The sequence below is a fragment of the Lysinibacillus xylanilyticus genome (assembly GCF_001183605.1).
Classification (GTDB): domain Bacteria; phylum Bacillota; class Bacilli; order Bacillales_A; family Planococcaceae; genus Lysinibacillus; species Lysinibacillus xylanilyticus.
Map to the genome: position 1 here is coordinate 256,231 of NZ_LFXJ01000008.1, position 11,746 is coordinate 267,976.

Annotated in this window: 16 protein-coding genes; 9 read left to right on the forward strand and 7 right to left on the reverse strand. The window is 36.8% G+C overall.

Features of this window, described 5'->3' with window-relative positions; genetic code table 11:
- Positions 1-98: 98 nt before the first annotated feature.
- From moaC to ACZ11_RS16355, 3 genes are read right to left on the reverse strand one after another with little or no spacing between them, the layout of a single operon-like run.
- Positions 99-581: a cyclic pyranopterin monophosphate synthase MoaC gene (gene moaC / locus ACZ11_RS16345; RefSeq protein ID WP_049667593.1), complete on the reverse strand. Its 483-nt coding sequence runs from the start codon at positions 579-581 to the stop codon at positions 99-101.
- On the reverse strand, positions 574-1,164 hold the full coding sequence (gene mobA, locus ACZ11_RS16350) for a molybdenum cofactor guanylyltransferase (RefSeq protein ID WP_049667594.1): 591 nt from the start codon (positions 1,162-1,164) through the stop codon (positions 574-576). The genes moaC and mobA overlap by 8 nt, the downstream gene beginning before the upstream one ends.
- Positions 1,161-1,655 carry a MogA/MoaB family molybdenum cofactor biosynthesis protein gene (locus ACZ11_RS16355; RefSeq protein WP_049667595.1) on the reverse strand — a complete coding sequence of 165 codons (495 nt, stop codon included), beginning with the start codon at positions 1,653-1,655 and terminating at the stop codon, positions 1,161-1,163. Before ACZ11_RS16355 ends, mobA begins: the two co-directional genes overlap by 4 nt.
- 120 nt (positions 1,656-1,775) lie before the next feature.
- On the opposite strand from ACZ11_RS16355, the gene ACZ11_RS16360 reads away from it, so the two are divergent.
- Genes ACZ11_RS16360 through moaD form a run of 5 tightly spaced genes read left to right on the forward strand, consistent with a single transcriptional unit; the run spans position 1,776 to position 5,286 of the window.
- Positions 1,776-2,792 carry a thiazole biosynthesis adenylyltransferase ThiF gene (locus ACZ11_RS16360; protein WP_049667596.1) on the forward strand — a complete coding sequence of 339 codons (1,017 nt, stop codon included), beginning with the start codon at positions 1,776-1,778 and terminating at the stop codon, positions 2,790-2,792.
- A 14-nt stretch (positions 2,793-2,806) separates the two neighbouring features.
- A complete protein-coding gene (locus tag ACZ11_RS16365; RefSeq protein WP_049667597.1) occupies positions 2,807-4,099 on the forward strand; it encodes a molybdopterin molybdotransferase MoeA in 1,293 nt (430 codons plus the stop codon).
- On the forward strand, positions 4,060-4,584 hold the full coding sequence (mobB, locus tag ACZ11_RS16370) for a molybdopterin-guanine dinucleotide biosynthesis protein B (protein WP_169776088.1): 525 nt from the start codon (positions 4,060-4,062) through the stop codon (positions 4,582-4,584). Before ACZ11_RS16365 ends, mobB begins: the two co-directional genes overlap by 40 nt.
- On the forward strand, positions 4,581-5,060 hold the full coding sequence (locus ACZ11_RS16375; RefSeq protein ID WP_049667599.1) for a molybdenum cofactor biosynthesis protein MoaE: 480 nt from the start codon (positions 4,581-4,583) through the stop codon (positions 5,058-5,060). The genes mobB and ACZ11_RS16375 overlap by 4 nt, the downstream gene beginning before the upstream one ends.
- Positions 5,053-5,286, forward strand: a complete 234-nt coding sequence (gene moaD / locus ACZ11_RS16380) for a molybdopterin converting factor subunit 1 (RefSeq protein ID WP_049667600.1) — start codon at positions 5,053-5,055, stop codon at positions 5,284-5,286. The genes ACZ11_RS16375 and moaD overlap by 8 nt, the downstream gene beginning before the upstream one ends.
- A gap of 124 nt (positions 5,287-5,410) precedes the next feature.
- Here the strand turns inward: moaD and modB are convergent, their stop codons facing one another.
- From modB to ACZ11_RS16395, 3 genes are all read right to left on the reverse strand, one after another.
- Entirely contained in the window at positions 5,411-6,067 is a 657-nt protein-coding gene (gene modB / locus ACZ11_RS16385) for a molybdate ABC transporter permease subunit (protein ID WP_049667601.1), read from the reverse strand.
- Between the two features lie 3 nt (positions 6,068-6,070).
- Positions 6,071-6,856: a molybdate ABC transporter substrate-binding protein gene (gene modA / locus ACZ11_RS16390; RefSeq protein ID WP_049667602.1), complete on the reverse strand. Its 786-nt coding sequence runs from the start codon at positions 6,854-6,856 to the stop codon at positions 6,071-6,073.
- Between the two features lie 203 nt (positions 6,857-7,059).
- Entirely contained in the window at positions 7,060-7,242 is a 183-nt protein-coding gene (locus ACZ11_RS16395) for a hypothetical protein (protein ID WP_049667603.1), read from the reverse strand.
- Between the two features lie 51 nt (positions 7,243-7,293).
- Here ACZ11_RS16395 and ACZ11_RS25915 point away from each other — a divergent pair, with 51 nt between their 5' ends.
- The 4 genes from ACZ11_RS25915 to ACZ11_RS16410 all read left to right on the forward strand — a co-directional run bounded on the left by ACZ11_RS25915 (position 7,294) and on the right by ACZ11_RS16410 (position 9,781).
- Entirely contained in the window at positions 7,294-7,464 is a 171-nt protein-coding gene (locus ACZ11_RS25915; RefSeq protein ID WP_161804475.1) for a hypothetical protein, read from the forward strand.
- Positions 7,465-7,510: 46 nt separating this feature from the next.
- A complete protein-coding gene (locus tag ACZ11_RS16400) occupies positions 7,511-8,434 on the forward strand; it encodes a helix-turn-helix transcriptional regulator (RefSeq protein WP_049667604.1) in 924 nt (307 codons plus the stop codon).
- Between the two features lie 352 nt (positions 8,435-8,786).
- On the forward strand, positions 8,787-8,987 hold the full coding sequence (locus tag ACZ11_RS16405; RefSeq protein WP_049667605.1) for a cold-shock protein: 201 nt from the start codon (positions 8,787-8,789) through the stop codon (positions 8,985-8,987).
- Positions 8,988-9,427: 440 nt separating this feature from the next.
- Positions 9,428-9,781, forward strand: a complete 354-nt coding sequence (locus ACZ11_RS16410; RefSeq protein ID WP_236690900.1) for an NUDIX domain-containing protein — start codon at positions 9,428-9,430, stop codon at positions 9,779-9,781.
- A 470-nt stretch (positions 9,782-10,251) separates the two neighbouring features.
- Here ACZ11_RS16410 and ACZ11_RS16415 read toward each other — a convergent pair whose 3' ends face one another.
- Positions 10,252-11,676 (reverse strand): erythromycin esterase family protein, encoded by a 1,425-nt coding sequence (locus tag ACZ11_RS16415; RefSeq protein ID WP_049667606.1) that lies wholly within the window; start codon positions 11,674-11,676, stop codon positions 10,252-10,254.
- Between the last annotated feature and the right edge of the window lie 70 nt (positions 11,677-11,746).

Consider the following 11,746-nt stretch of genomic DNA (forward strand, 5'->3'; position numbering starts at 1 on the left):
TGAAGATAAAGCCTCTGGCGGATGTCACGGATTTTGAATTGTGCTAGCACAATTCAAAATCCGGACGAAATTACGCCACGGCGAAATTGATTTGATGTTTATTTATGCACAAAGTCGCCACTTTTTCCGCCCGTTTTTTGAACGAGGTATGTTTCTTTAATCACCATAGATTTGTCGACGGCTTTACACATATCATAAAAAGTTAGTGCGGCAATGGATACAGCAGTTAGTGCTTCCATTTCGACACCTGTTTTGCCACTACATTTTACTGTAGCTTGAATGTGTAGTTCGTAACCAACTTCTGCCTTTGTATATTCAAACTGAAGATCTGTTCCTTGTAACATAATAGGATGGCACATTGGGATAATATCAGCAGTTTTTTTAGCACCTATAATCCCAGCAATTTGTGCCACTTGCGTAGGATCGCCTTTTTTAATGCCTCCCTGTTGGATAGCTTGATAGACTTCATCGGATAACGTGATTGTACTACGAGCAATCGCTGTACGGTTTGTGATTGTTTTATCTGAAATGTCGACCATTTTGGGACGACCTTCTTCATTCCAGTGTGTAAAATTACTCATTATTAGACTTCCTTTCAGATGTTTGTAGCCAATCTTGTTGGGAATTGATATTGATAAATGTGGAGCTGTCTTCTTCAAATGGTACATAACATACTTGAAGTTGCTCTAACAAGACTTTCATACTTCGCTTGTTTTGTTGGACTAATTGCTGTGCTTTAGGTAAAGCGCTGCGTCGATATAAAGCAGCAAGCGGTTGTAATCTTGAAACTTGTTTAGGAACAATCGCATCATAACGATCATCGATAAATGTTAGCATAGTTTGGACAAATTCTGCATTAATAAAAGGCATGTCACTTGCTATTACGAAAAACCACTCTACTTCCGGGAAATTTGTCATTATGTTATGCAAGGCAAACAGAGGTCCTTGATGAGGCTGTTTTTCAATGATCCATTGGACATTTTCTTCTACAAACTTTGATTGCAAGCTAGCATTTGTAGCAATAATTAAAGGCTGTAGTTGATTTTTTTGTAAGGCTAGGAGACTGTGCTTATATAAAGGTAGACCAGCAAATAATTCAAACATTTTCGGTTGACCATACCTAGAAGATTGACCGCCAGCTAAGACAACACCAGCCATTTTCATATGCGATTCAACTCACCGACAAAATGTTGCACAGTAGGAAGAATCAGTTTTGTCATGGCGAGTGTCACGGCATTAGTGGAACCTGGTAGCACATAGATAGCCGTTTTATTGCGACTACCCGCTGTTGCACGACTAAACATGGCTCTTGGGCCGATTTCTTCATAGCTTAATGTTCGAAATAATTCACCAAAGCCCATCATTTCTTTTTCGAAAAGAGGGAGAATCGTGTCGTAAGTTTGATCTCTCGGTGTAAATCCTGTTCCTCCTGTTACGATAATGGTATTAATAGCAGGATCATCGCACCATTTTTGTACGTGGTTAGAGATTTCAAGCGGTTCATCTTTTGACATTTGATAGTCTGCTAATTCAAATGACGCTTCTTGAAGTAATGATTGAATACGCTGACCACCACGATCATCCACCTTCGTGCGTGTATCGCTCACAGTTAAAATGGCAGCTCGTATAGGAAGTTGACTATGTGTAGGATGCAAGGTAAAAGACCTCCTTTTATAGAGTTGATTTTTGTTTTTGCTGAAAAACATTGCTTTTATTATAAAGCTATAAATTAAAAGGTCAAACTAAAATTCATAGAAAGAAAGGCAAAAGCGTTTATGCATAATAGATATTCTAGACAACAATTATTCAGCCCAATCGGAGAAAACGGGCAGCTACTACTAAAACAAAAGCATGTCCTGATGATAGGAGTTGGTGCTTTAGGCAGTGCTAGTGCAGAGGCTCTTGTAAGGGCAGGCGTCGGTAAATTGACGATTATTGATCGTGATTATGTAGAGTGGAGTAATTTACAAAGACAACAACTATATACCGAACAAGATGCGCAAGAAAAAGTCCCTAAAGTAATCGCTGCAAAAAAACGACTACAAAGCATTAACTCAGAGGTAGAAATTAACGAATATATTCTTGATGCGTGTTCAGAGCAAATAATCCCACTGCTTGCAGATGTAGATATTATGGTGGATGCAACGGATAACTTTGATATTCGCTTTATGATGAACGATCTTGCACAAAAATATCAAATTCCTTGGGTTTATGGTTCTTGTGTTGGCAGTTATGGCGCTACTTATACGATTGTGCCAGGTAAAACACCTTGTTTACATTGTTTGCTAGCAGCGATGCCTAATACAGGGATGACATGCGATACAGTAGGAATTATAAGTCCGACTGTTCAAATCGTAGCAGCTTATCAAGTAGCTGAGGTATTAAAGTTTTTAGTAGGCGATGAAAAAGCATTAAGAAAAAGTTATCTAACTTTTGATGTTTGGCAAAATCAACACTATGAAATAAACGTAGAAAAAATTCGCAATGATAATTGCCCATCATGTGGCAAAAATCCTACCTATCCGTATTTATCATATGAAAATCAAACAAAGTTAAATGTATTATGTGGTCGAGATGCTATTCAAATACGTCCAGCAAAACCGATTTACTATAATTTTGATCAACTCGCTGCTCAACTTAGCCCCTATGGTGATATTCAACAAAATCCTTATTTACTATCTTGCCAAGCAGAAGATTATCGACTAGTGATTTTCCAAGATGGACGAGTTGTAATTCACGGTGTACAAGATATACAAAAAGCTAAAACCATTTATTATCGTTTATTCGGATAAAGGAGTGTTCTAAAATGTTAGAAAAAAGAAAACCAATTGCTGTTGGGGAAGCTGTTCAACGTGTAATGGAGTTTGCATTCCAAGAAAAAAAAGAGGTCGTTTCACTACAGCAAGCACATGGACGTTTTTTAGCAGAAGATGTTGCTGCAGACCAAGATGTACCGGCTTTTGATCGTTCACCTTATGATGGTTATGCTATTCGCTCGGTCGATAGTCAAGAGGCGTGTTCAGAAAATCCAGTAACCTTTAAAGTAGTGGGGGAAATTGGCGCGGGCTATGTATTTGAGGGAGAAATCGGTGATCGAGAAGCGGTGCGCATTATGACAGGAGCTCCTATCCCAAACGGATGTGATGCTGTCGTTATGCTAGAATTAACGCATACATTTGAAGAAGACAATCAACGGTATATGTCGATGAAACGTTCTTTTGAAGCAGGAACAAATATTTCCTATAAGGGAGAGGACGTTCAAAAAGGCGCAATTCTTATTGAAAAAGGACAATACATCAATCCAGGTGTTGTTGCATTACTTGCTACTTTTGGTTATGATCAAGTACCTGTTTTTCGTAAACCAATCGTTGGCGTTATAGCAACAGGAAGTGAATTACTAGAACCGAGTGATTCTTTACAACCAGGAAAAATTCGTAATAGCAATGCATATATGATAATGGCTCAAATTGAACGTGCTGGGGCAACCGTCAAATATTTTGGTAAATTTAGCGATGATCTAAATTTATGTATTCAAGCTGTTGAAAAAGCACTTCAGGAAGTAGACATCTTGATTACAACAGGAGGAGTATCAGTAGGTGATTACGATTACTTACCTGCCATTTATGAAGCCATTGACGCACAAGTACTATTTAATAAAGTAGCAATGCGACCGGGTAGTGTAACAACTGTTGCGGCTCGAAATGGTCAATTATTATTTGGACTTTCAGGTAATCCATCAGCTTGCTATGTTGGTTTTGAATTATTTACACGACCTATTATTCGAACGGCATTTGGTAATAAGCAACCACATCTACGTAGAGAGCAGGCTGTTTTAAATGCGGACTTTAAAAAACCGAATCCGTTTACCCGTTTTGTGCGTGCGAATGCTTCTTACGAAAACGGTCAATTAGTTGCAGTTCCTTCTGGGTTCGATAAATCAAGTGCCGTTTCTTCCTTAGCAGAAGCCAATTCTTTTATTGTATTACCAGGTGGATCACGTGGATACGAAAAAGGAATGCAAGTAGTTGTCCTATTGTTAGAAGATTTGCAAGGAAGTGAGTGGCCATGGGGCATCATCGAAAAATCTTACAAATCGTAGGCTATCAAAATAGTGGAAAGACAACGTTAATGGAACAACTTATTACACAAGCCACTACAGAAGGTTTTCGTGTAGGATCAATCAAGCATCATGGACATGGTGGTATCCCTATGATTGAAAGTTCAAAAGATAGTGTTCGTCATGAGAAAGCTGGCGCAAGTGTGACAGCAGTTGAGGGAGAAGGTACTTTGCGCATGAGCATTCACCAAAGTAACTGGCAGCTTGTTGATATACTGGCTATTTATGAAACATTTAATATGGATATCATTTTCATTGAAGGTTATAAAAATGAAGACTATCCAAAGGTTGTTCTTTTGCGACGGGCGGAAGATCAATCTTTGCTACAAAAAGTAACCAATATCGTCTGTGTTCTTTATTGGCCAACATATCCACTAAATAAACCGTTAGATTATCCCGCTTTTTCAATTCAAGAAAAAGCACAATATATAGAATTTCTAATGCAGGAAATGAGGAATAAATCATGACTACATCGTTGTTTGAAATCATTGATAAACCAATTGATGTTGAAGAGGTTAGACAAAAAGTAACAGATCGAAATGCTGGCGCAATCACTGTTTTCATCGGAACAGTACGTGAAATGACGAAAGGCAAGAAAACACTACATTTGGAATATCAAGCTTATCCATCTATGGCCATTAAAATGTTTGAACAAATATCTAAAGAAATACAAGAGCGATGGCCAGAAGCGAAAGTAGCCATTTCACATCGTGTTGGTCATTTAGAAATTTCGGATATTGCCGTAGTAATTGCGGTTTCATCACCGCATCGTAAAATAGCCTATGAAGCCAATGAATTTGCTATTGATCGTATTAAACAAATTGTACCTATTTGGAAAAAAGAGTATTGGGAAGACGGGACTGAATGGATTGGTGATCAATTAGAAAATGTCCCTTATCCAAAAGGAAATCCATCAACCAGTGAGGAGGAATCTTGTGATTAACATATTACTATTTGCTCACTTACAAGAATTAATCGGTGAGTCAAAATTATGTATAGACCTGTCAAATCTTACAGTAGGACAAATTAAAGAATGGATGGAAACGCAATATTCACAAGTTAATTTACAACATGTCATGACTGCTGTAAATGAGGAATTTGCAACAGATGCAACGGTTGTAAAAGAAGGGGATACAATCGCCTTTATTCCACCTATTAGTGGAGGGTAAAAAGAAAAGATGTAGTTGGTACAGTTTAGTTTGAACCGACTACATCTTTTACTTTATTTATTCTGTAAAAGCCCTATTGGTGATGACTAATAATCAGTAGGATAAGAAACTCCCACTGGTTCATTTATGCCCTCAAGAGATGAACGCTCAGAAGCATAAGGAAGGAAATACCTATCATACAAATCACCCATGACCAAGCGAGTGACATGTTACCTGAACCAATCGCCATATAAATAGCAAGTGGCGTAGTTTGCGTTTTGCCTGGAAGGTTTCCAGCAAACATTAAGGTTGCACCAAATTCACCTAAAGCTCGTGTAAAACTTAAAATTCCACCTGAGACAATTGATTTTAATGCAAGAGGGATAGAAATAAAGAAAAAGACTTGCCATTTGTTAGCACCATCAACACGTGCAGCGTTCTCGATGTCCACATCAACAGATTCAAAGCCAGTTTTTGCTGATTGATACATTAAAGGAAATGCAACAACAGTAGAGGCAATGACTGCCGCCCACCATGTGAACATAACGGGTTGATTAAAAAGCCATGTAATCAAGTTACCTAGCACACTGTTTTTGCCAAAAATAATAATTAGAAGAAATCCTACTACAGTAGGAGGTAATACTAATGGTAAAAGTAACACTGTTTCTAGAATTAATTTTCCTTTGAAATCGCGTTTTGCCATCCATTTACCAAATAGAATACCTGCTACTATCACAATTATTCCTGACACAAGCGCTATCTCAATAGAAAGCTTAAGAGGTGACCAGAAATCAGTACTCATCTATTAATGAGTTCCTTGAAAGCCGTATTTTTTAAATACTTTCATCGCTTGATCACTTTGTAAATAGTGATAAAAATCTTCCGCTTCTTTCGCATGCTTACTATCTTTGATAACACCTACAGGATAAATAATAGGCGTATGTGTATCTTCTTTGGCTGTAGCAACGACATTGACTTTTTCTGACACAAGGGCATCTGTTTTATAAACCAAACCTGCATCAACATTTTCAGATTCTGTATAAGTAAGAACTTGTCGTACGTCTTTTGTATACACTACTTTTGATTCTACATTTTCCCAAAGGCTCATGTTTTTCAATGTTTCTATACCGTACTTGCCAGCAGGAACCGTTTCAGGTGTACCAACGGCAATCTTATCAACTTTCGTTAAGTCTTCAAATGATTGAATATGTTTTTCATTTTTCTTAGGAACGATTAACACTAATTCGTTAGCTAAAAGATCCGTTCCTTGTTTTTTGTCGATTAAATCTTTTTGAACTAGCTCATCAAACTTATCCTCTGCTGCTGAAAAGAAAAGATCAACAGGAGCACCTTCTAAAATTTGTTGCTGTAAAGCACCAGAGCCACCAAAGTTAAATGTGATTTTAATATTATCGTGTTCATTTTCATAGTTTTTTTGAAGTTCCTCTAATGAATCTTGTAAACTAGCTGCTGCGGAAATCGTTAATTCAACAGGCTCGTTTGTTTTGTTGTTGCTCTCTTGGTTACCACAACCTGCTAATATGCCGACCAGTAGTAACAATGAAGCTATTAAACTAAAATACTTTTTCACTTTGATTATACTCCTTTTATAACTCGTTATAACAAGACATAACTAATTATAATTAGTTATGTCTAAAAAAGAAATACCAAATCGCTAGAAACTTTCAAGATGTTAAAAATATGGGTCATTACCAAAAGTTGTAGAGGAGTTTTGTTAAACGTATACTATGTAAATAAGTTGATTGGAGTGGAGGCTGGGCGACTCCTTAGGGATTAGCGAAAAGAGGAACGAAGGCTAAAACCATCACATCCTGTGATAACGCCTTCGTGACCAACATCCTGCTGTTGCTGTCGCTTCGTTGCACTACGCTTTCGCACAGAATGAACCCCTATTGCTGCCGCTACGTTAGCACTTCGCTTTCGCGCAAAAAACACCTGTTGCCCCAAGCGGCTCATCGGACGCCCCAGGAAGCTCTGCTCTGCGCGAAAGCGAAGCGTCAGCGGCAAATGATTTATCTGTGCGAAAGCGAAGCGACAGCAACAAATGATTTATCTGTGCGAAAGCGAAGCGTCAGCAACAAATGTTTTATCTGTGCGAAAGCGAAGCGTCAGCAACAAAGCGCCCAGTCGGAACGGAAATCAACCACACGTTTTGGTGATGGTCCAAAAATATTATAATTAAGTTACTATAGAATCAATAGAAGCAGAAGGGGAGATTTATTACATGTCACAGGAACATTCCTATACGATTGAAGAGGTGGCTCAATTATTAAAGGTTTCAAAATTAACGATCTACGATTTAGTGAAAAAGGGAGATTTACCTATTTTTCGTGTAGGTCGACAAATGCGTGTGGATAGAAATGATTTACAGTTATATATACAAAAAAGCAAGACAGGAGCAACTCCTGCTGCATCTACTGCCTTGACTACTCCTTCGACAAAAAATAAAAAAATTATTATTAGCGGACAAGATTTAGCCTTAGACTTATTAGGAAAATATATAGAGAAAAAACAATCAAATAAAGTATTGCGTTCACATGAAGGTAGCTTTAATGGTGTCATGGCACTATATAATGGGGAATGTGATATTGCTAGTTTACATTTGTACGATGGTGATACAGGGGAATATAATACTCCTTATTTGAAAAAGATATTTGTAAGTCACTCTTATATTCTTCTCAATCTAATTTCACGCCGAGCAGGCTTTTATGTTCAGAAAGGAAATCCATTGCAAATTCAATCAATTGAAGAATTTAAGACTAAATCACTAAAATTGATGAACCGTGAAAAAGGTTCAGGTGCTCGTACTTTCCTAGATGAACAATTACGCATTCATCATATCTCTCCGTCCTCAATTGAAGGGTACAACGAAGAAGAAATGAGCCATATAGATGTAGCTTCAGCTGTCGCAAATGGGAATGCAGACGTTGGAATAGGCATTGAGAAAATATCAAAACTCGTAGAGGTCGACTTTATACCACTTATTACAGAACGTTATGATATTGTCCTATTAAAAACACCTGAAAACCAACTGCTGGTTGAATCGGTAAAAGAGATTTTAAATTCACCAGATTTCCAATCAGAAGTAGTCGCACTAGGAGATTATGACGTCACTCAAATGGGAAAAATTATATATGAAACCCTATAACTTCTTTCAGCAATTATTTTTTGTAGCGACAGGTACAGAAGTCTTCAACCCTATAGGTGTTCAGCGATTGTCCAAACATCTACATTGAATAATAGTTTTTCAACTGCATAAAACTTATTTTAGTAACAAAGTGGGTAAGTGAGAGAAAAAATTTTAGGAAATTTGCTTTTTCACTAGACAAATATGATTTTTACTTATATAATGAGGATAATAAAATCGTTTTCAAGAGAACAATAAATTCACATATTACAAAGAGTAATCGTGTTTTGTTTGATGCTTTTTGTAATATGTGAATTTTTTTCTTTTGAAGAAAATGATTTTATTTAAATACAATTAATGGAGGTCATGCAAAATGGCACAAGGTACAGTAAAATGGTTTAACTCAGAAAAAGGTTTTGGATTCATCGAAGTAGAAGGCGGAAATGATGTTTTCGCTCACTTCTCAGCTATCCAAGGTGATGGTTTCAAAACACTTGAAGAAGGTCAAAAAGTTGAATTCTCAGTAGAAGAAGGACAACGCGGACCACAAGCTACAAACATCGTAAAACTTTAATTTTAATGATGTAACCATCAAAGAGGCATCCTTTCATTAGGATGCCTCTTTTTTATGCGAAAAAGGAAGCGTTGTAATGGAGAAATGGATTGACGCAACAAATTTAATAAAGATATATGTATGCGAACATTATTATGCATAATTTTGTTTTACATAACTGAACTGCAGCTCCAATTTTAGACATTAACAATTGGAGCTGCAGTTTTTATTAGTGATTTTAGTTGTAAACTGGAATAATGAAGGAGACAATTATTTAACTTCTTATAAGCTTCGAGTTAGTATGTTTTTCATGATTTGAATGTAGGAGGGCGTTATGGAAATTTGGGATGTTTACGATAAGAATAAAAACAAAACAAATAAGCGTCATGTGCGTGGAGAAAAGTTAGCATGGTGATTATCATGTAGTTGTACATGTATGGATAAAGAATAATAAGGGTGAGATTCTCTTAACGAAAAGACATCCGGATAAAACTTATCCTAATTTGTGGGAATGTCCGGGTGGCTCTATTTTAGCAGGGGAAAGTAGTCTTGGTGGTGCTATAAGAGAAGTAAAAGAAGAGATCGGAATTAATTTATTTAAGTTTAATGGAAAAATGATAAAGAGTGAACGTAGAGATGCGTACAATGATTTTTACGATGTATGGCTTTTTGACCAAAGTTTTGAAATTACGGAGACAGTGCTACAAGAAGATGAAGTGAGCGATATTACATGGGTAACCAAATTTGAGCTTGCAAATATGTATGATTCTAAAAATATAGTACCAACGCTTGATTATCTTAGATTTGTCTTTTAATAAGGCCGTTTTCGAAAAGATTGTTGTTATTCAACTAACGATGCAGGTTAGTTTAAAAGTGTTGTTTAACTCGTGTTAAATAATCGGGCGCGATTGTTGAATAAGCGTCTCTTATTTTCTTCATCTAAAGTGTGCTTAAGTTGATAAAGAAACTATGAGAAGATAAGTAAGAAAAATGGCTAGGTTCCACTATTGAAGGGACCTAGTCATTAGTTAAACCGCACCAGCATCCTGTTTGCCAGATACACTCCACAGTAAATAGTACGGTTCTAACTCTTCTTTATAATACAGTTCCCATAGACGATAGGCATCAATGGCATCTTAATCACATTTGAATAGAAAGAGGATGAGGCAAACCCATCCCGGAATGAGCTGCTTCGATAGTTCGCTATTTCTATATTTTTATTAAAAGCCCAATTCGTTCAACTAATAATCAGTGGAGATGAAGAAAGTCCCCACTGATTAAAGTTTCACTTTATATAATTTGGCTTACTTACTTTATCAATTAGTAGAATGCCATCATATTGATCGCGTGGAACTAGACTTTCCTCCATAATTCCCCAGCTATATGATAAGCGTGGCTCAAACATCCATGAGTTCCCTCGTTCATTTTGACGGTTGCGTAAGTCGATAAATGTGTAAGGTTCATTTGTCGATGAAAGAATATCCTCGATTGATCCTTTTATTGGTGGTAAGACAGCCATTGGTTCGCGTAGATTGTTTGCAGTTTCACCACCAGCCATATAAAGACCAAGTACATAGCTATATTTTTTGTAGATATCTGGTAGACGTTCACCCATTAATTTTACAGAATCAGGGGAACCCTTTACTTCGGATTGTGCTTTACGAATATGGTCATTATGCGCCCAGACTATAAACTTTTCAGTTGGATAAACCTCTTCCGCTAACCAAAGTAGGTTTTCCATCATCGCTTGATCACGCCATTCTATTGTCTTTAAATAAGAATCATATTTATCTTGTTCAAGTTCAATAATTGTTTTAATTGTTAATTCTACATATTCCTCCGCAAAACGGATACGGTCAGCAAAAGTACGTTCCATAAGCTTTACAATATGAGGCTCGCTCGGATAAGCCTCTTTTAACTCTTTTTCTTTAAGCGATACTTGTGATTTTACTTGTTTATATACTGCGATAATGCTTGGTTTTACCTTTTGATAGCCCTTTAAATCATTACTGTAGCTCCACTCTGTAAGTTGCTTCTCTGCTTCACCGAACTGTTTAACAAGCTGACTATTTTGTAGCCAGTCTCCGTTCGTAAATGAACCTTGCAGTTGAATATCAAAGCCTCCTAATATTAATGGTTTATCTGTATTCTGTGTTTTTTTACTATATTCAAATAACGGCAGTGTTTCTTTTGCCCACCATACGGGAAAAATAGCATCCTTCATCGTTTGTTGCGCTGTTTGTTTATCAATTTGACCTTGGGCATTCATGGCATTCCCCAAACCACTTTCAAAGGCAAGAACGTTGTAGCCCATTTCTTGGTGTAAAAATTGAATAATACGCGTTTTTGCTAGATTAAATTCAGCCACACCATGAGAACTTTCCCCTAAAAAAACGATGCGCTTATCATGCAATAAAGGCTTAAGCATCTCTAAATCTTCAAATTTATTAGCTGGTATTTTTTGTTTGCCAACTGTTTCAGGTTGAATGGATGTTAAGCTGTAAGAATGGTCGTTTGTCCACTTTTTCCAATCTTGAAGTGTTTCATTGGATGTGCGAGCTTGTTTGACTTCTAATTTGTTATCTAAAGCTACACGTTCTTCTACTGTTGGAACTGCTGCAGATGCATTTGATACTCCGTTAAACGTAACAAAGCTTGTTAGAGCAATACTTAATGAAAATAAAATCTTACGTTTCTTACCTTTTGACACTCTCAATCAGTCCTTCTCTATGTATTAAGACCAATAATAAGCAAGTAAGTTTAAATTTTGCTTAAATTTT